Raw genomic sequence first — 18,483 nt, 5'->3', positions numbered from 1 at the left:
CAAAGAGGAACAGATTGCAAGCAATACCAATTAATAGAACAGATTACTGTCAATTTTTAACAATTAGCCAAAAGAATTATAGTTTAACCTACTACGCTGAACATGCCAAGAAATGTAGCCATGATGTTATTAATAGATTTTTAGAAAATGAAAAATATACTCCTTCTTTGTTATGGGAACACATTAAGAATGATGTTATCTTTTCATCTAACGGATATACAATATTTGATGATACGGTGTTAAACAAAAGGAACACAAAGAAAATAGAGGTTGCTAGATCGCAGTATAGTGGAGCTACAGGTGGAGTTACTACCGGTATAGGAGTAGTGAGTCTTGTATATTATAACCCCGATATTGATAAGTTTTGGGTAATAGATTATCGCATTTTTTCACCTGATCATGATGGAGCGACGAAACTAGATCACCTACTAAAGATGTTCAATAATGCTGTTTATAGTAAAAAGATTCCTTTTCAAACTGTACTTTTTGACACATGGTATGCTACACACAAAATTATGCAACATGTTGACTCCTTGGGCAAATATTATTATGCCCCTATTAAAGCCAATAGAAATGTTAGTAAAACGTGTGATTACGAGCCTTATAAAGCTGTTAGCAAGTTGACGTTTTCAGATGAAGAAATTAAGAATGGAATGGAGATTCATATAAAAGGATTTGCCAAAAATAAGCATGTTAATTTGTTTAAATTTACTGTTTCTACCAACAGAGTTGATTATGTTGTTACCAATAACAAAACTCAAAAATCTTCTAAAGCTGCACAAGATGAGTTTGGCTTGCGATGGGTAATTGAGAGCATGCATAGAAAAATTAAGCAACTGACTGGTATAGAACGTTACCAATGCAGAAAACAGCGTATCCAACGTAATCACATTAGTTGTGCATTTCTAGTTTGGGCTTTTCTCAAAAGAACTGCAAATAAAATAGGTAAAACGGTCTACCAAATAAAGTTAGGGCTTTTAGATGACTATATGCAACAACAGCTTCGTTCTCCATCTTTACGATATTTAGAACCAAACATAGCGTAAGTTTTGATAATAAAAAAGCTATAGAAGTTAAACAATTTCTAATACAGCAATTAATCTCTTAGGGTTTAATTCCCCGAAGGTCTGCTTCGTGATATACTAGATGCATGGAAGAAAGCAGTTATATACATAAAAGTGATAATGTCACAGTACTAATATATCATTTAGTAACACCGGCAAAGTATAGAAGAGTAATATTCAAAGAGGAACTAGACGATTATTTATGTAAAATTTGTGAGGACATAGAAGCTCGTTATGAAATTAGATTTTTGGAAATAGGAGTAGATAAAGAACATGTACATTTTTTACTACAGTCAATACCAATGTATAGCCCAACAAAAATAACTCAAATCATAAAAAGTATTACATCTAAGGAAATGTTTAAGAAATATCCAAATCTTAAAGAAAAATTATGGGGAAGTGAGTTTTGGAGTAAAGGATATTTTATGAGCACAGTATGTAAACATGGTGATGAGCGGAAATTACGTAATTATGTAAAAAATCAAGGTTCAGGCAAACCTTCTTATAAAGCATTTCAACAAAAACAGTTAAAACTTTTTGGATAGATACCTCGTAGCTCTGCTGCGAGGAGTATCATTTAATTTTTGATGAATATGGTAATCATGAGGAAGTAAAAAAATTTATTCTTGGTCATCAATTAGAATTTTGTAATGTGGATTGATGATCTATTGGTGTCATTCTTACTTAAGGCTTGCTCCGTATAGATCAGTTTTAATTTGGTATCTACGTAACAAAATCACTAAAACCCGCTTAGGCTATTAGGACCAATAATAGCAGATGTAGAGTTAGTACTAAATATTCGGTCTGCTGTTTGTATAATATCTTCGGCTTTTATATTCATAATAATTTCCATTATCTCTTCAGGTGAAATATATTTACCGAAAACAGCATAATTTTTGCCTATTTCTTCCGATTTATAGGCTACTTTTTCCTGAGCCATTTGTAAATTACTACGGATTTGGGTTCTAGCTCTTTCTATCTCTTCTTGCTTTACCTGCTCTGTCATTCTCTTTATTTCGTTCTTCAGCTCTGCGGCTAATAGCTCTAATTTGTCATGTGCGGTACTCGCATAAATAGTAAATACTCCGCTATCAAAATATGGACTATTATAACTACCTACTGCATATGCAAGCCCTAATTTTTCACGAATATGCTGGAATAATCTTGAAGACATCCCACCACCAAATATTATAGCAAGTAGCTGTGTTTGGTAAAGCTTTGCTAAATCAATGTAAGATGTTCCTTCAAAACCTACTATTAAAGTGGTTTGCTCTAAATCTTTATTTATAAAGCTATGACCACCTATATATTTTGCAGGCGAAAAATTACTTTTCTCTCCTTGTTTTAAAGAAGAAAATAACTTCTCAGCTTCTTTTACTATTTTATCGTGATCAACATTACCTGCAATCGATAAATAAAAATTCTCAGCATTATAATGCTTACCTGTAAAGTTTAAGAAATGATCCCTATTAAAAGTCTCAAGCGTTTTGCTTGTTCCAAGTATCGGTTTACCAAGTGGTTGGTCTTTAAACACACTATTATAAAACTTCTCATATACTAAATCATCAGGATTATCTTGAGCATGTGCTATTTCTTGCAAAATTACCTGATACTCTTTTGCTATTTCTTCTTCAGCAAAAGCACAATTTTGCACTATGTCAGCAATTATTGCTAATGCTTTATTACAATTTTCATATAACACTCTTGAATAATATACTGTCTTTTCATGACCAGTATAAGCATTAAAATGCCCCCCTATAGAGTCAAACTCTTCAGCTATTTGTTTTGCTGTTCTGGTTTTAGTGCCTTTAAAAGCCATATGTTCAAGAAAATGAGATATTCCTTCTTCTTCTAGATTTTCATAACGGCTACCAACTTTGGCTATCAAATTTATTGCTACCGAATTAACATAAGGCATATTATATGTTAAAATCGTTAAGCCGTTTTTTAATTTACTAACGTTAAAATTTTCTTTCATAATTACTTTTTTATTTTCCAAATCGTCATTGTGAGGAGAAACTGCAAGTTTTGTACGTGCACAATCTCGGGATGATTAACGAGATTGCTTTGTCGCTTTGCTCCTCGCAATGACATTTTTTGACTCTCTCAACTTCGCAAGTCGCAAAAATCTTGCAAAAGCAAAAATCATTGAATCTACAAAACCATCAAAGCCAAATACAAAATATCTTCTAATAAAAAATGCTTTGAAAAACCACCATATCATTTCGGTTGCTATCCGAATATTTGATGGGTTTTTACCTTGTTTAATCAAATCCTTTGCTTGCTCACCGGAATAAAAATTTGCTTTAGCTACTAACTGCTCAATTGAAGTACCTGAATAGTGATAAGCAGCTTCATTTAATGTATAGATTTTATTTGCAAAATCAACATCCTTGTTAAATACTACCGAATCATGAGTGGTACTATTCATAGTATTTGCAAAACTAGCAAAATTTTTATTATACAATCTGGTGCATTTATTATAAGGAGCAAAAATTCTAGGGCGTATATCATTACGATGCATTATTAAAAGCTTTATTTGATAAGCCAAATAACGATCTTGATTTTGAGAGGCAAAAATATATTCTATTTCGTCTTGCAGCTCTTTAGAAAGTTCTTCATCAGCATCAATATTAAGAATCCAATCATTTTTACATATAGTTTCAGCAAAAGATTTCTGCCCTACATAACCAAGCCATGGCTTGACTACTACCTTAGCTCCTAAATTTTCAGCGATTGCTACAGTCTCATCAGTACTTTCACTATCTACTACTATTACCTCATCAGCAATATTTTTTACGCTATTTATAGCCCGCTCTATCCTTGCAGCTTCATTTTTAGTAATGATAAAAGCTGAGATTTTAGTCATAATACTTACACCATCATTGTGAGGAAATTACGTCAGTAATTGACGAAGCAAAGAAGTATAAATAATCTTTTCATATAAATCTATCCATTCTTGATTTATTTCTTCAATAAGTTCCAACTTTCTTTTTCTTGAACCGCCTTTTATACTTGTTTTATTTGAAAAATTGGCTACGTCGTCCATAAGTACTGTGGTGCTCACGTATTAAGTATACGCTCCGCTCCTCGTCTTATGAACTCCTTGCTCTTTTCCAAATAAAACTTCGTCTATCCAATTCTTCATTTATTAGTAGTATATTTGCTTTTCCCTTGTGATTGCTGATATCATAGTGTCATGTAACTAAAACACCAGCATTTTACAATCATACTTTTTAGAGAATCCTTTTAAAAGTTCATTTTTATGCTCATATATACGTTTAGTAAGATTAGAAGTTACTCCAACATACCAAAGTACCATTTCTTTTGTTAGTAATAATGTATACTACTGGTTGTTTCATAATAATGTCATTGTGAGCAAAAAGGAGTGTAGAAACAGAAAAATAATAAAAAAAAATGCTAAAAATTAGCATTTTTTATACTTCCTTGCTTTGTTAATTACTGGCGTAATTTCCTCGCGATGACGAACATATTTAAACCAGCTCGTGCTATTTTTTTAGCATCTTTCTGTGCTTGTTTAGTGTAACGAATTATATACATTTATAAAAAATTACCAATCTAGTTTATCGCTACACTTTTCTATTGGTTCTTTTCGCCCTTCAACTATAGACTTATGCATATTTGGAATAGAATAGTAAGTACAAAGTTTCTTCCATATTACGATAATCTTCTTCTGAAATTAATGCTTCCATTATGTTTTCCTATTAAAAATCTAGTTAGCTTTAATAGCATCACTACTCAAAATAAATTTCTTTATCTTTTCAAAAGCGGTGTTTTCTATTTGTCTAATACGTTCTTTAGAAATATTATATTCACTACTCAAAACATCTAGGGTTTTAGGGGTATCTTGTAATTTACGTTCTGTTAAAATACGTAATTCTCTGGCGTTTAAAACTTTCATAGCACTAGACAATAAAGCTCTCTTATGAGTCATATCTTCTTTGTTAATGGCTATAGTTTCAGGGCTTGGACGTGTTTCAGGCAATAGTTCTATCAATTCGCCTGAGCTTGCATTGTCATTATTTATAGTATTATTTAACGATAAATCAGAACCAGAAAGTCTTATATTCATATCAGAAACTTCGCTAACTGAAACGCCTAGCTCATCAGCGATTTGAACAAAATCATCACTTGTAATAGCTCTTGAATATAAATTAGTGATTTTATTTTTAATTTTACTAAGGCTGAAAAATAATTTTTTCTGTGCAGCAGTCGTACCCATCTTTACTAATGACCAAGATTTTAATATATATTCTTGGATAGCGGCTTTAATCCACCACATAGCATATGTTGATAAACGAAAACCAAGTTCAGGGTTAAATTTTTTCACTGCTTGCATTAGCCCTATATTACCTTCTGATACTAGTTCAGTAACAGGAAGACCGTAAGTTCTATAACCAGTTGCAATTTTTGCAACTAACTTAAGATGGCTAGTTACTAGCTTATGTGCAGCTTGCAGATCATTCTGCTCTAAATAAGATTTAGCCAGTAAAAATTCTTCTTCTTGTGTTAGCGAAGGGATTTTGTTAATTTTCTGTAAGTAGCTGTAAAAGCCTGATTCACTAGAGATTGCTAATGCATTACTAATATTGGTCATTATTAACCTCGCATATTTTTTTATTTATAATATCATATATATGTTCTAAAATAAACTATTTCTAGAGTATTTTTAAATAAAATCAAATAATGTCTAAAAAATCTAATAAAAGCTTAGCGTTTTCCTTGTTAGGACTAATAGTTAGTATGGTACTACTTAGCTTTGCTGCCGTACCGCTTTATAACTTATTTTGTAAAGTTACGGGATATGGCGGTACTACTAACAGAGAAACAGCAACTATTTACTCTAAAGTCAAAGGAACCAGACCTATAATTATTGAGTTTGATGCTAATGTCGATAAAAATCTCCCTTGGCGTTTTATTCCAAGACAGCAGCGAGTCCAGATTGTTCCAGGACAAAACACCTTAGTTTTTTATGAAACAGAAAATTTAAGTAATAACGATATTATAGGAACTTCAATTTATAATGTTACTCCTAATAAAGCAGGAAAATATTTTGTAAAAATTCATTGTTTTTGTTTCGAAGAACAATTATTAAAAGCCGGTGAAAAAGTTTTAATGCCAGTCACGTTTTATATAGATAAGGATTTCGAAAACGATCCTGAAATGAGAGATGTAAAAGTACTTACTTTATCTTATAGCTTTTTCAAAGTACGTGATGTGAAAAAATGAGAAACTATCGAAATATAAAATTTATTAATAGTATCAACTTTTTATTCAAATATAGAAAAAGCACGAAATATATTAGATAAATATAAACATGTTGACTTAAACAAAGAATTAAAACTTATGAGAAAAGAAGATGCAGCAAAAGAATAAAATATTGTTAAAATCAGAACATATTTTACTTGATACTTCCGCAGTAGTTGCACTTTTAAAAAAAGAGAAAAGTTATAAATATCATTCCGTCGATTATTCCTTTTTCAAAAGAGATTGCAGTAGAAGCGGATAAATTAATGAGTTATACTAAGCAATATGGTTTATCTTTAGGTGATAGAGCTTGCATTGCTACCGGTATATACCATAACATTGCTATATATACTACTGATAAAATATGGGCAGAATTAAAAATTAAAAATGCTAATATTAGATTGATTCGTTAATAAAAGTTTTCAATAATCCATTTACGTAATTTAACTATTGGTGAAGTATTTACAAGAGCAGTAGACGGTAATGCTTTACCATTAGTATTAAAGTTAATTATTGGATCTATACCATATATACTATACCAGGCTTTTAATGGCGAACTATTTGAGTTTTTACGATGAAACCAACTTAAAAATGGCGTAGTCTCTTCATATTCTATTACTTTAACCGATTGCGGATTTTGGTGATATGCAAGGCTAAGTACTGACTGATCTGAGTGATGCCATTTATATTCATCATAATTAGGATGAATATTATAATCTTTACCTGAAAGGACTCTAATATCCTCACAACTTTTTAGCCATTTTCCAATAAAAGAGCGAGCAAGCTCAGTATTCCGCACTACAATAACCGCACTCCAAATATGATCATCATTTCTACATTCTTCAGTAAGGCAATTCATCAAAGCAAAACTTTCACCTTTTACAAAACTGCCATTCTTACGATCACGATCATGCACTAGTAATACATCATTAGTACCTAACAGATTAGTCAGATTGCTAATATGTTGTTTAATAACAAAAGCTGAATCCAAATATACTATAATAGCTCCCTCCGGAGCATTTTTCATTGTTTCAAGTATGATATAAGGCTTCCATAACCATAAACCTGCCCCTGCTTTTTCACTAAAAATTTCTTGATGTTTTTCTATAAATGTCTCATCAATATGTTTTTTCTTATAATTAAATATAAAATCTATGCCCTTATTAATAGCATAATGACTTGTTGCATTCTGATTACGATAAATATGTTCTGTACCATCAGCATAAGAAACTAAATAAATAGGTTCTTTTATAGAATTTTGAATTGATAGATCTACTTTCTGCATCGATAAATCATTTATAAAACCTTGATGGGCATATTCTAAAATAACCAGCACCAAATAAATAAATATTAATATAGCAACTGTTTTACATAAAGTTTTAAGGGGTTTTTTATATTGCAACGACATATTATTAGCTTTTAATTTGAATTAAAGTTTAGTATAATGGTTTTCTAGTTTTTATGCTAATCATTGCTTATTTTCCAATCAGATTCGAAAGAACAATTTACTATATCATCATTTATTCTAACTGTTCCTTTTAAGAAACCAAAATAACTTCTTTTAATTCTTTTAAAATATTTTTTAAACATCTGCACATTAGTATTTATTCAGTCATGTATAATAATAGCAGAAAAAAAGTAACATTAAAATTTAAAATTTTTTATAAATAATTGGTTGTAATTTATCGTAAATCGAGTATAATTTGCTGTTTGTTTAGAAGTTTTTATGATTAACTCAAACGATAGACAATCTACTTTAGTCGTTGCGATGTCCGGAGGCGTTGATAGTTCAGTGGTTGCTGGAGTGTTGTGCGAGCAAGGCTATAAAGTAATAGGTATTACCCTGCAATTATATGATCATGGTATGGCTACGGCTAAGAAAAATGCTTGCTGTGCAGGTCAAGATATTTATGATGCTAAAATGGTAGCAAATAAGCTTGGCATACCTCATTATGTGCTTGATTATGAAAGTAAATTTAAAGAATCGGTAATAGATAATTTTGTTGATAGCTATTTGAGAGGTGAGACGCCACTGCCATGCGTACAATGCAACAAATCAGTAAAATTTAGAGACCTAATCAAAACTGCTAAAGAACTTGGAGCTGATAAACTTGTTACAGGTCATTACGTACGAAAAATAAATGGTGATAATGGTCCAGAACTTCATATTGGACTTGACCCTTTAAAAGATCAAAGTTATTTTTTATTTGCAACTACCAAAGAGCAGCTTGAATATTTAGATTTCCCGCTTGGAGACCTTACTAAAGATGAAACAAGAAAACTTGCTAGTAAATTTGGGCTTGAGGTGGCAGATAAGCCTGACAGTCAAGATATTTGCTTTGTACCTGATGGAAATTATAAGAACGTAATAAATAAAATACGTCCGAATAGCAGCGAAAGCGGTAAAATTCTGCATATAAATGGTTTTGAGTTAGGAACTCACAGCGGCATAATTAACTATACTATAGGACAACGTCGTGGTCTTGGAATATCTTACCACGAGCCCTTATATGTGATAAAAATTGATCCTAGTAGTAATATAGTATATGTAGGTCCAGAATCTGCGTTAAATGTGCAGGAATTTGTAATTAAAGACTTGAATTGGCTAGCCCATAGTCTAAAGGATGGCGAGAAGCTGGAAGTAAGTGTAAAAGTCCGCTCAACAAGACCCCCTCGTTTAGCTGAAATAAGTAAGCTTGAGGGTGATAGAATGAAAGTAAAGTTTCTATCCGAGGAAAAAGCCGTTGCCCCTGGGCAAGCATGTGTTATTTATGACGGCACGAGAGTACTTGGCGGCGGCTGGATTACTAGGGATATAAATTGTCATCCCGTGGCTTGTCTACGGGGTGACATTAAGTATGATACATAATTCATAAAAAATAAGCTCACTAAAAACAGGAGAAATAAATGAGTTTTTTAAGAAAAAAAAGCTTTGAATCAGTCAAAGAAATAGGTAGCTCGAGTGGTCTTAGTAAGACTCTTGGAGCATTTGACTTAATACTACTTGGACTCGGTGCAATGATCGGTACAGGTGTATTTGTTGTTACCGGAATAATTGCTGCTAAATTTTCCGGTCCGGCTGTTATGGTATCTTATGCGATTGCAGGTATTACCTGTATTTTTGTAGCTCTTGTATACACTGAACTTGCGGCAATGCTTCCAACATCCGGAAGTATTTATACTTATTCTTATGTTGCATTCGGTGAGGTATTTGCTTGGATGATAGGCAGTGTTATAATATTAGAGCTAGGTGTTGCTGCTGGAATAGTTGCAGCCGGTTGGTCTGGTTACGTACAAGGGATATTAGAAGCCGGCGGAATCCACTTGCCAAAAGTTTTAACCACAGTGCCGACAAATGGCGGTATAGTAAATTTACCTGCATTCTTAATTTCGGTATTTATTGGGTTTATTTTATTTTTAGGTACTAAAGACAGTAAAAAATTAAATGCTATTTTAGTATTTGTTAAAATGGCTGCGATATTCGTCTTTATAGTTGCTGCTGCTCCACATTTTGATGCAACTAACTGGAGCAATTTTATGCCGTTCGGTTTTAGTAACGTCTTAGTCGGTGCATCTATTTTATTCTTAGCCTTTACAGGATTTGGAACAATTGCAACTGCTGCTGAAGAGTGTAAAAACCCAAAGCGTGATATAATGATTGGTATTATCGGCTCGCTTGTTCTAACTACTATAGTGTATGTTGCAATGGCAGGGCTTGTTACCGGTATTGCACCTTTTGATCAGTTAAACAACGATCAACCGCTTGCTTATGCTTTAACTATCAATAACAGTAAGATCGGTTCAGCTATAGTTGCAACTGGTGCTGTATGCGGTATGATGACGGTGCTGATGATGAATATTTATGGTACTTCTCGTATTTTTTATGCTATTGCACGTGACGGATTACTACCGAAAAGTTTTGCAAAATTGCATCCTAAATATGATAGCCCATATATTACAATTATAATATTTGCATCTTTAGCTGCTATTCTTGGAGGATTTTGTTCGACAGAGTTATTAACTCAATTAACTTCAATGGGAGCAATTATTGATTATATAACAGTTGCAATAATAGTATTATTATTTAGAACAAGGTTGCCTAATGCTCAAAGACCATTTAAATGTCCTTTAGTATATATTATTGCTCCGTTTATTTTAATAGTATGCTTTTATTTATTGTTCATTCAAATGTATGATGGTGAGTTTAATTTACTTACAGCAGGACGTGCTTTATTAATTTGGGTTGTTACGATATTTGCTTTATATATAGTCAGATCATTTTTTATGAAGAAAGAAATATAGCTTCAATTATTAGGATATATACATCAAATTTTAAGAGACTCGCTTATGCTCTCGTACTAAATGTACGCTCCGCAAGCTCGCTCTAAAATTTAAAGTCTATATCCTAATACTTTTCGCTATATAATATAATTAATTTAATTAAATAGCATTAAATAAATCAAAATGACCGAAAAACTCCAGCCACTTCGAGGAATGAAAGATCTTTTGCCGGATGATTATAAAGTTCATGATTATATAATCAATAAAGCAAAAGAGGTTGGAGCATTATACGGCTACAAGCAAATGAGTGTGCCAATACTCGAATATACCAAAGTTTTCAACCGCTCGATGGGTGAAAGCTCTGACGTAATTAGCAAAGAAATCTACAGCTTTTTAGACAAAAGCAATGAATCTGTAGCTTTACGTCCTGAATTTACAGCAGGGGTTGTAAGAGCTTTTATCTCAAACGGCTTACAACATAAACTACCCCTCAAATTATTTTCTACTGGTCCTGTTTTTCGTTATGATAGACCGCAAGCAGGGCGTCAAAGACAATTTCACCAGCTAAATTATGAATATTTAGGAGCTAAAGGGGCTATTTCTGATGCTGAAACTTTAAAGCTAGCGGCAGATATACTTGAAAGTTTAGAGGTTTTAGCCGATACTACTTTAGAGTTAAACTCTCTTGGTTGCAGTCAGTCCCGCACTACTTATCAGCAAAAATTAGTAGAATATCTAAACAACTTTAAGGATGAGTTATCAGAAGATAGCAAAATAAGGCTAACTAAAAACCCGATGCGGATTCTTGATTCTAAAAGTGAAATCGATCAAAAAATAGTAGCTAACGCCCCTGTTTTATCAGAGTATTATACTGATGAGTCAAAAGAATATTTTGAAGAGTTATTAAAATATCTTGATATTTTAGGCGTGAAATACGCCATAAATGCACGCCTAGTTAGGGGGCTTGATTATTATTGCCATACTGCTTTTGAATTCACAACTACAAAGCTAGGAAGCCAATCCACTATTCTTGCCGGCGGGCGTTATGATGGGCTTAGCCGCATTATGGGTAATAACGATGAAGTACCGGCAATAGGTTTTGCAGCAGGAATTGAGAGAATAGCCTTGATGCGGGAATATAATATAAACTCGGTAACTCCAATATTTGTATTGCCAATAGGCGAGAATAATATTTCGTATTCTTTAAAAATAGCCGATCAATTACGTTTACATAATATACCTGCATTGATAGAAATAAGCGGTAAAATGGCAAAAAGAATGCAAAGAGCCTTAAATGATAATGCCAAATTTATTGTCTTTATCGGTGACGAAGAACAAGCAAGTAAAAATCTCAAAATCAAAGATTTAGAAAAACAAGAAGAGTATATATTGGACTTTTCGAAAGCAATTAAGTTGCTAAAAAAGTCTTAGACTTCTTTTATATATTATTGTACAAAGGGGTTTTGTTGTATGGTTCGAAAAATATCCACAATGTCATTCTTAGCATAGGCGGGGATTCAGAAGCCTTTAGTCATACCGTGGCTTGGGAACTAGATCCAGAAAAATAATAAAAAATGCTAATTTATAGCAATTTTTAACTAGATTGTTTTATCAAAACTTGTAGTTTTTCCTCGCAATGACGCTAAATAAATTTTAAAAAATAATATATGAAAAAAAAACTATATGAAGGTTCAAGTAAAACCCTATATACTTCTGAAGAAGAGTTTTTGCTTGTAATGGCTTTTTCTGATAAAGCTACTTTAGAAAATGGTGAAATTATTGATGTATCAGGCAAAGGAGTGCTTAATAATAATATATCTTCTTTTGTAATGAATAAGCTTGAAATGATTGGTATTGAAAATCATTTTATTGAAAAGCTAAATATGAGAGAGCAGTTAATTCAATATGTTGAGATGTTTCCTCTGCAAGTAGTCGTATCTTCTGTTGCGTGCGGTAGGTTTGTAAAAGAATTTGGTATGGATGAAGGCTTTGTATTTGATAAGCCAATAATTGACTTTAAAGTAAAAAGTCGTGAATTTAAATATCCGATAGTTAATGAACATCAAATATTAAATTTTGGTTGGTTAACTAAAGATGAAATTAATACAGTTAAGAAGCAAGCTTTGCGTATATATGATTTTCTAAGCGGTTTGTTCATCGGCATTGGTATTCGGCTTGTTGAATGTAGCCTTGAATTCGGGCGAGTATTTACCGGTGAGGAATCTTTGGTAATGTTAACTGATGAAATTAGTCCTGATGCTTGTAAATTATGGCATATTAATAGTAATGAAAGACTAGGATTTGAATTGCTAGAAAAAGACCCAGCTAAAGCTTATGAATCATATAAATTAATAGCTGATCGTTTAAAAGAAAAATAAGTTAGAATAAAAAATGATAAATATTTCTTTCCCTGATGGGAGTGCAAAGCAGTTTGAAAAAAATATTACAGCGTTTGAGATAGCTGAGTCTATTTCAACATCGCTTGCTAAAGCAGCAATGATTGCTGAAGTAAATGGCGATCTTAAGGATTTAAGTACTCAAATCGATAATGATTGCCGCTTACGTATTTTAACTGCTAAAGATCCTGAATGTCTTGAAGTTATAAGGCACGATGCTGCACATTTAACAGCGGAAGCAGTAAAGGAGTTATTCCCTGAAACGCAAGTAACAATCGGTCCTGCTATCGAGAATGGTTATTATTATGATTTTGCAAGAAGTAAACCTTTTACCACTGATGATTTAGCAGTTATAGAAGCTAAAATGCATGAGCTTGCTAAAAAAAATGAAAAAGTAACAAGAGAGTTATGGGATAGAGAAAAGGCTGTAGAATTTTTTAAATTGATAGGTGAGCATTATAAAGCTGAAATTACCGCCTCAATTCCGTCAAATGAGCCTATAAGCTTATATAGGCAAGGTAATTTTATTGATTTATGCCGAGGTCCGCACGCTCCATCTACCGGCTTTGTTAAACATTTCAAACTAATGAAAGTTGCGGGAGCTTATTGGCGTGGTGATAGCCGAAATGAAGTATTGCAGCGTATATATGGTACGGCTTGGGCTACTAAAGAGCAGCTAGATAGCTATTTATTCATGCTTGAAGAAGCTGAAAAGCGTGACCATAGAAAATTAGGAAAAGAACTTGATTTGTTCCATTTTCAGGAAGAAGCTCAAGGAATGGTATTTTGGCATGATAAGGGTTGGAGTATATATAATACTATTGAGCAATATATCAGAAGAAAGATTCGTAAAAATGGTTATATTGAAGTTAAGACTCCTGTTTTAGTTGATAAAAGTCTTTGGGAGCTTTCTGGACATTGGGAAAAGTTCCGTGATGATATGTTCGCTTTAGAAACGGACGACAAGACGCTTGCTTTAAAGCCGATGAACTGCCCTTGTCACGTACAGATTTTCAAGCAAGGTATCAAAAGTTATCGTGATTTGCCGCTTCGTATGTCTGAGTTCGGCTTGTGCCATCGTAATGAGGCATCCGGTGCTTTACATGGTTTGATGAGAGTACGGAGTTTAGTGCAAGATGATGCACATATATTTTGTGCTGAGGAACAAATTACCGAGGAAACAGTTAGCTTTTGTAAATTACTAACAGAGGTTTATAAGGATTTCGGTTTTACTGATATAAAGGTAAAATTCTCTGATCGTCCTGACGTTAGAGCTGGTAGCGATGAGAGTTGGGATAAGGCTGAAAATGCTTTAAAAGAGGCAGTAGAGAAAGCAGGTTATAGCTATACATTAAACCCGGGTGAGGGGGCATTTTATGGTCCTAAGCTTGAATTTGTGTTAACAGATGCAATAGGGCGTCAATGGCAATGCGGAACTCTGCAAATGGATTTTGTTTTGCCTGAGCGTTTAGATGCTAGCTATGTTGCAGCAAGCGGTGAGAAAAAAAGACCTGTAATGTTACATAGAGCAATACTTGGCTCGCTTGAACGTTTTATTGGGATATTAATCGAAGAATATGCAGGACGTTTTCCTTTGTGGCTTGCTCCTGTGCAGGTTGCAATTGCTACCATTACAAGCGATTTAAACGATTATGCTTTAGAGGTGCAGAAAGCTTTAATTGAAAGTGGAGTGCGAGTCGATATTAATATATCACCGGATAAAATTAATTATAAAATCCGTGAGTTTTCTAACCAAAAAGTACCGATGATTGCAGTAATCGGAAAACAAGAAAAAGAGAATAAACAAGTAACTATTCGAAAACTTGGAGCTACCGAGCAGGAAGTATTATCGGTTGAGCAGTTGATAGCACTCGTTAAGGAAGAAAATGAAAAATATCTTTAGAGGATTAATGATATGAAGATAAAAATAATAATTTTTTAACTATTATAAGTATAATTTCCTTACCTGTTATTGCAAAAAATAATCAAGAAAATAATAATTTAATTCTGGGTAAAAAATATTTTCATGGGTTTGAAGTTTCCAAAGATTATAAAAAAGCATATGAACTATTTGATGCTGCTGGAAAAGAAAGAGAGCCTTTAGGTTATTTATATATGGGTTACATGCATCTTGTAGGATTAGACGTAGAGCATACTCATGAAAAATCAAATTATTATTTTGAATTAGCAGCAAAACAAGGATTAGTTGAAGGAGAGTATCAATTAGCAATTAATCTCTTAGGGTTTAATTCCCCGAAGGTCTGCTTCGTGATATACTAGATGCATGGAAGAAAGCAGTTATATACATAAAAGTGATAATGTCACAGTACTAATATATCATTTAGTAACACCGGCAAAGTATAGAAGAGTAATATTCAAAGAGGAACTAGACGATTATTTATGTAAAATTTGTGAGGACATAGAAGCTCGTTATGAAATTAGATTTTTGGAAATAGGAGTAGATAAAGAACATGTACATTTTTTACTACAGTCAATACCAATGTATAGCCCAACAAAAATAACTCAAATCATAAAAAGTATTACATCTAAGGAAATGTTTAAGAAATATCCAAATCTTAAAGAAAAATTATGGGGAAGTGAGTTTTGGAGTAAAGGATATTTTATGAGCACAGTATGTAAACATGGTGATGAGCAGAAATTACGTAATTATGTAAAAAATCAAGGTTCAGGCAAACCTTCTTATAAAGCATTTCAACAAAAACAGTTAAAACTTTTTGGATAGATACCTCGTAGCTCTGCTGCGAGGAGTATCATTTATAAATTAAGAGCAATTATTCAATTCAATAAATGCAATATATATTTCCTTTTAATAATTCTTCAAAGTATCACCCTGAGGAATTTATTGTTTCTGAGTCTAATGCTCTAGCTTATAATGCTGTACAAAACTGGCAAAATAGTTTTGGAGTTAATCCTTATAAATTTACTTTACTAATAAAAGGTCCTGCCTCTTCAGGTAAAACTTATCTAACCAAAATATGGCAAAATTTAAGCAATGCTTACATCATTAAAGATATTTTTTTTGATGACAAAATTTTAGCAAATCATAATGCTTTCATTATTGAGGATATAGAAAATTGGCAGGAAACGGCATTGCTTCATCTATTTAACCTTATTAACGAAAAACAAAAATATCTTTTACTTACATCTAATAATAAAGGCAAAAACTTTATTTTACCTGATCTATCATCACGTATTAATTCTGTATTAAACGTTATACTTTATCCTCCTGATGATGAATTAATTAAAATTTTAATATTTAAACATTTTGCTATATCTTCTGTGACAATATCACAAATAGTAATAGATTTTTTATTAGTGAATTTGCCTAGAGAATATAACAAAATTTTAGAAAAATTGGAGTATATCAATAACTTTGCACTAACTTCTAAGAGAAAAATAACTATTCCATTAGTTAAAGAAGCTTTAAGCTTTGTAAATATTTCTTATTAATTCTTTAACTTTTTTGTTGACTTGCATATAAAAAATATAACCCTTTTTGCAGTTTATTTTTTATAAGGAAGTTATGTTGGGATATCAAAAAGAACAAAGAACTTTAACTAAAAATCAAAAACAAGCAATAAGTTTACTATCCATAGGAACTTTCTTAGAATATTTTGATTTGATGCTATATGTTCATATGGCTGTGCTACTTAATACAATATTGTTCTCTCCTAATAATCCTTATTCAGTAAAAGTATTATCCGCTTTTGCTTATTGTTCAACATTTGTATTTAGACCGTTTGGAGCTTTATTATTCGGCTGGATTGGGGATAATATCGGACGTAAACCGACAATTATAATTACAACCATAATGATGGCATGTACTTGTATAGGTATGGTTATCCTACCTTCTTATGAGGAAATAGGTTTTACTGCAACAGTGTTTATTACGCTTCTTAGAGGGTTGCAAGGTATATCTTCTGCTACGGAAGTTACAGGGGCTGAACTTTATATTACAGAGATGGTAAAGCCTCCAGTGCAGTATCCTGCTGTAGCGTTAATTACCCTCTTTGGTACTCTAGGGGTATTAGTTGCACTTGGAGTTGCTACTATTGTGACTATAAGTCGGGTTTGGTTTATAATGAGCTAGCTAAAAAAGAAAGAGAGCCAGTTCAAAAAAAGCAATATTATGAAACAGCCGCATATTGCTTTGAAGAGACACAAACAAACTTTCGGAAAGATATATTTAATGGGCAAGATTTAAACCAGCTTATAGCAACAGCATATGATAATGCTGGTAATCAGGCAAAACTTACGCTATGAGTGGAAGAGTGATAAATTATTGTAAGAATAATTAAACATGTCAAAGAGGAACAGATTGCAAGCAATACCAATTAATAGAACAGATTACTGTCAATTTTTAACAATTAGCCAAAAGAATTATAGTTTAACCTACTACGCTGAACATGCCAAGAAATGTAGCCATGATGTTATTAATAGATTTTTAGAAAATGAAAAATATACTCCTTCTTTGTTATGGGAACACATTAAGAATGATGTTATCTTTTCATCTAACGGATATACAATATTTGATGATACGGTGTTAAACAAAAGGAACACAAAGAAAATAGAGGTTGCTAGATCGCAGTATAGTGGAGCTACAGGTGGAGTTACTACCGGTATAGGAGTAGTGAGTCTTGTATATTATAACCCCGATATTGATAAGTTTTGGGTAATAGATTATCGCATTTTTTCACCTGATCATGATGGAGCGACGAAACTAGATCACCTACTAAAGATGTTCAATAATGCTGTTTATAGTAAAAAGATTCCTTTTCAAACTGTACTTTTTGACACATGGTATGCTACACACAAAATTATGCAACATGTTGACTCCTTGGGCAAATATTATTATGCCCCTATTAAAGCCAATAGAAATGTTAGTAAAACGTGTGATTACGAGCCTTATAAAGCTGTTAGCAAGTTGATGTTTTTAGATGAAGAAATTAAGAATGGAATGGAGATTCATATAAAAGGATTTGCCAAAAATAAGCATGTTAATTTGTTTAAATTTACTGTTTCTACCAACAGAGTTGATTATGTTGTTACCAATAACAAAACTCAAAAATCTTCTAAAGCTGCACAAGATGAGTTTGGCTTGCGATGGGTAATTGAGAGCATGCATAGAAAAATTAAGCAACTGACTGGTATAGAACGTTACCAATGCAGAAAACAGCGTATCCAACGTAATCACATTAGTTGTGCATTTCTAGTTTGGGCTTTTCTCAAAAGAACTGCAAATAAAATAGGTAAAACGGTCTACCAAATAAAGTTAGGGCTTTTAGATGACTATATGCAACAACAGCTTCGTTCTCCATCTTTACGATATTTAGAACCAAACATAGCGTAAGTTTTGTAAGCTTAGAAAAAACCGGTTTAGATTTAAAGCAAATTAATAATAATGATATTATAAAACAAAAAACAAATTTAAAAACTTTCTTTTCATATTTCGC

General features: G+C 32.5%; 20 protein-coding genes and 1 pseudogene. 14 read left to right on the top strand and 7 right to left on the bottom strand.

Annotated features, from left to right (window positions below; genetic code table 11):
* Positions 1 to 14: 14 nt before the first annotated feature.
* Complete coding sequence (locus ACOAL3_RS05385; protein WP_473198142.1) at positions 15 to 1,046, top strand: IS701 family transposase; 1,032 nt, start codon at positions 15 to 17, stop codon at positions 1,044 to 1,046.
* Positions 1,047 to 1,150: 104 nt separating this feature from the next.
* Positions 1,151 to 1,609, top strand: a complete 459-nt coding sequence (gene tnpA / locus ACOAL3_RS05380) for an IS200/IS605 family transposase (protein WP_419234605.1) — start codon at positions 1,151 to 1,153, stop codon at positions 1,607 to 1,609.
* A gap of 194 nt (positions 1,610 to 1,803) precedes the next feature.
* Here the strand turns inward: tnpA (ACOAL3_RS05380) and ACOAL3_RS05375 are convergent, their stop codons facing one another.
* The 6 genes and pseudogenes from ACOAL3_RS05375 to rpoH all read right to left on the bottom strand — a co-directional run bounded on the left by ACOAL3_RS05375 (position 1,804) and on the right by rpoH (position 5,682).
* Entirely contained in the window at positions 1,804 to 3,042 is a 1,239-nt protein-coding gene (locus tag ACOAL3_RS05375; protein ID WP_419235581.1) for a M16 family metallopeptidase, read from the bottom strand.
* A 75-nt stretch (positions 3,043 to 3,117) separates the two neighbouring features.
* The gene (locus ACOAL3_RS05370) at positions 3,118 to 3,933 is read right to left on the bottom strand and encodes a glycosyltransferase family 2 protein (protein ID WP_395476410.1); all 816 of its coding nucleotides are present in this window, start codon (positions 3,931 to 3,933) and stop codon (positions 3,118 to 3,120) included.
* A gap of 27 nt (positions 3,934 to 3,960) precedes the next feature.
* Entirely contained in the window at positions 3,961 to 4,113 is a 153-nt protein-coding gene (locus tag ACOAL3_RS05365) for a GIY-YIG nuclease family protein (protein WP_419235580.1), read from the bottom strand.
* 156 nt (positions 4,114 to 4,269) lie between these two features.
* Complete coding sequence (locus ACOAL3_RS05360; protein WP_395476408.1) at positions 4,270 to 4,386, bottom strand: GIY-YIG nuclease family protein; 117 nt, start codon at positions 4,384 to 4,386, stop codon at positions 4,270 to 4,272.
* 249 nt (positions 4,387 to 4,635) lie between these two features.
* Positions 4,636 to 4,768: pseudogene (locus tag ACOAL3_RS05355) on the bottom strand (prevent-host-death family protein); the annotation flags it as partial.
* 29 nt (positions 4,769 to 4,797) lie between these two features.
* Positions 4,798 to 5,682 carry an RNA polymerase sigma factor RpoH gene (rpoH, locus tag ACOAL3_RS05350; RefSeq protein ID WP_419235579.1) on the bottom strand — a complete coding sequence of 295 codons (885 nt, stop codon included), beginning with the start codon at positions 5,680 to 5,682 and terminating at the stop codon, positions 4,798 to 4,800.
* 89 nt (positions 5,683 to 5,771) lie between these two features.
* On the opposite strand from rpoH, the gene ACOAL3_RS05345 reads away from it, so the two are divergent.
* Positions 5,772 to 6,314, top strand: a complete 543-nt coding sequence (locus tag ACOAL3_RS05345; protein WP_419235578.1) for a cytochrome c oxidase assembly protein — start codon at positions 5,772 to 5,774, stop codon at positions 6,312 to 6,314.
* Between the two features lie 284 nt (positions 6,315 to 6,598).
* Entirely contained in the window at positions 6,599 to 6,745 is a 147-nt protein-coding gene (locus tag ACOAL3_RS05340; RefSeq protein ID WP_395476404.1) for a PIN domain-containing protein, read from the top strand.
* On the opposite strand, the gene ACOAL3_RS05335 is transcribed toward ACOAL3_RS05340, so the two are convergent.
* Complete coding sequence (locus ACOAL3_RS05335) at positions 6,742 to 7,740, bottom strand: hypothetical protein (protein ID WP_419235577.1); 999 nt, start codon at positions 7,738 to 7,740, stop codon at positions 6,742 to 6,744. The two genes, ACOAL3_RS05340 and ACOAL3_RS05335, sit on opposite strands and share 4 nt — an antisense overlap.
* A gap of 318 nt (positions 7,741 to 8,058) precedes the next feature.
* Between ACOAL3_RS05335 and mnmA the strand changes: the two genes are divergently transcribed.
* From mnmA to ACOAL3_RS05285, 10 genes are all read left to right on the top strand, one after another.
* The gene (gene mnmA, locus ACOAL3_RS05330; RefSeq protein WP_419235576.1) at positions 8,059 to 9,201 is read left to right on the top strand and encodes a tRNA 2-thiouridine(34) synthase MnmA; all 1,143 of its coding nucleotides are present in this window, start codon (positions 8,059 to 8,061) and stop codon (positions 9,199 to 9,201) included.
* Positions 9,202 to 9,239: 38 nt separating this feature from the next.
* Entirely contained in the window at positions 9,240 to 10,634 is a 1,395-nt protein-coding gene (locus ACOAL3_RS05325) for an amino acid permease (protein ID WP_419235575.1), read from the top strand.
* Positions 10,635 to 10,796: 162 nt separating this feature from the next.
* Positions 10,797 to 12,044, top strand: coding sequence for a histidine--tRNA ligase (hisS, locus tag ACOAL3_RS05320; RefSeq protein WP_419235574.1), 1,248 nt, complete (start codon positions 10,797 to 10,799; stop codon positions 12,042 to 12,044).
* Positions 12,045 to 12,280: 236 nt separating this feature from the next.
* Entirely contained in the window at positions 12,281 to 12,991 is a 711-nt protein-coding gene (locus ACOAL3_RS05315; protein ID WP_419235573.1) for a phosphoribosylaminoimidazolesuccinocarboxamide synthase, read from the top strand.
* A gap of 13 nt (positions 12,992 to 13,004) precedes the next feature.
* Positions 13,005 to 14,912 (top strand): threonine--tRNA ligase, encoded by a 1,908-nt coding sequence (gene thrS, locus ACOAL3_RS05310; RefSeq protein ID WP_419235572.1) that lies wholly within the window; start codon positions 13,005 to 13,007, stop codon positions 14,910 to 14,912.
* A 41-nt stretch (positions 14,913 to 14,953) separates the two neighbouring features.
* Positions 14,954 to 15,289, top strand: a complete 336-nt coding sequence (locus ACOAL3_RS05305) for a tetratricopeptide repeat protein (RefSeq protein WP_419235611.1) — start codon at positions 14,954 to 14,956, stop codon at positions 15,287 to 15,289.
* A 4-nt stretch (positions 15,290 to 15,293) separates the two neighbouring features.
* On the top strand, positions 15,294 to 15,752 hold the full coding sequence (tnpA, locus tag ACOAL3_RS05300) for an IS200/IS605 family transposase (RefSeq protein ID WP_419235571.1): 459 nt from the start codon (positions 15,294 to 15,296) through the stop codon (positions 15,750 to 15,752).
* 65 nt (positions 15,753 to 15,817) lie between these two features.
* On the top strand, positions 15,818 to 16,480 hold the full coding sequence (locus ACOAL3_RS05295) for an HdaA/DnaA family protein (protein ID WP_419235570.1): 663 nt from the start codon (positions 15,818 to 15,820) through the stop codon (positions 16,478 to 16,480).
* Between the two features lie 73 nt (positions 16,481 to 16,553).
* Positions 16,554 to 17,120 carry an MFS transporter gene (locus ACOAL3_RS05290; RefSeq protein WP_419235569.1) on the top strand — a complete coding sequence of 189 codons (567 nt, stop codon included), beginning with the start codon at positions 16,554 to 16,556 and terminating at the stop codon, positions 17,118 to 17,120.
* Between the two features lie 228 nt (positions 17,121 to 17,348).
* Positions 17,349 to 18,380 carry an IS701 family transposase gene (locus ACOAL3_RS05285; RefSeq protein ID WP_473198146.1) on the top strand — a complete coding sequence of 344 codons (1,032 nt, stop codon included), beginning with the start codon at positions 17,349 to 17,351 and terminating at the stop codon, positions 18,378 to 18,380.
* Positions 18,381 to 18,483: the final 103 nt, after the last annotated feature.

The organism is Rickettsia endosymbiont of Nabis limbatus, assembly GCF_965196655.1.
In the GTDB taxonomy this organism is placed as follows: domain Bacteria; phylum Pseudomonadota; class Alphaproteobacteria; order Rickettsiales; family Rickettsiaceae; genus Rickettsia.
This window is presented reverse-complemented; position numbering and strand designations above follow the sequence as displayed.

Bases quoted from the DNA above. Each gene is read 5' to 3' on its own strand.
- tnpA (WP_419234605.1), top strand. From the start codon at position 1,151: ATGGAAGAAAGCAGTTATATACATAAAAGTGATAATGTCACAGTACTA.
- ACOAL3_RS05375 (WP_419235581.1), bottom strand. From the start codon at position 3,042: ATGAAAGAAAATTTTAACGTTAGTAAATTAAAAAACGGCTTAACGATT.
- ACOAL3_RS05370 (WP_395476410.1), bottom strand. From the start codon at position 3,933: ATGACTAAAATCTCAGCTTTTATCATTACTAAAAATGAAGCTGCAAGG.
- ACOAL3_RS05365 (WP_419235580.1), bottom strand. From the start codon at position 4,113: ATGGACGACGTAGCCAATTTTTCAAATAAAACAAGTATAAAAGGCGGT.
- ACOAL3_RS05360 (WP_395476408.1), bottom strand. From the start codon at position 4,386: ATGGTACTTTGGTATGTTGGAGTAACTTCTAATCTTACTAAACGTATA.
- rpoH (WP_419235579.1), bottom strand. From the start codon at position 5,682: ATGACCAATATTAGTAATGCATTAGCAATCTCTAGTGAATCAGGCTTT.
- ACOAL3_RS05345 (WP_419235578.1), top strand. From the start codon at position 5,772: ATGTCTAAAAAATCTAATAAAAGCTTAGCGTTTTCCTTGTTAGGACTA.
- ACOAL3_RS05340 (WP_395476404.1), top strand. From the start codon at position 6,599: ATGAGTTATACTAAGCAATATGGTTTATCTTTAGGTGATAGAGCTTGC.
- ACOAL3_RS05335 (WP_419235577.1), bottom strand. From the start codon at position 7,740: ATGTCGTTGCAATATAAAAAACCCCTTAAAACTTTATGTAAAACAGTT.
- mnmA (WP_419235576.1), top strand. From the start codon at position 8,059: ATGATTAACTCAAACGATAGACAATCTACTTTAGTCGTTGCGATGTCC.
- ACOAL3_RS05325 (WP_419235575.1), top strand. From the start codon at position 9,240: ATGAGTTTTTTAAGAAAAAAAAGCTTTGAATCAGTCAAAGAAATAGGT.
- hisS (WP_419235574.1), top strand. From the start codon at position 10,797: ATGACCGAAAAACTCCAGCCACTTCGAGGAATGAAAGATCTTTTGCCG.
- ACOAL3_RS05315 (WP_419235573.1), top strand. From the start codon at position 12,281: ATGAAAAAAAAACTATATGAAGGTTCAAGTAAAACCCTATATACTTCT.
- thrS (WP_419235572.1), top strand. From the start codon at position 13,005: ATGATAAATATTTCTTTCCCTGATGGGAGTGCAAAGCAGTTTGAAAAA.
- tnpA (WP_419235571.1), top strand. From the start codon at position 15,294: ATGGAAGAAAGCAGTTATATACATAAAAGTGATAATGTCACAGTACTA.
- ACOAL3_RS05295 (WP_419235570.1), top strand. From the start codon at position 15,818: ATGCAATATATATTTCCTTTTAATAATTCTTCAAAGTATCACCCTGAG.
- ACOAL3_RS05290 (WP_419235569.1), top strand. From the start codon at position 16,554: ATGTTGGGATATCAAAAAGAACAAAGAACTTTAACTAAAAATCAAAAA.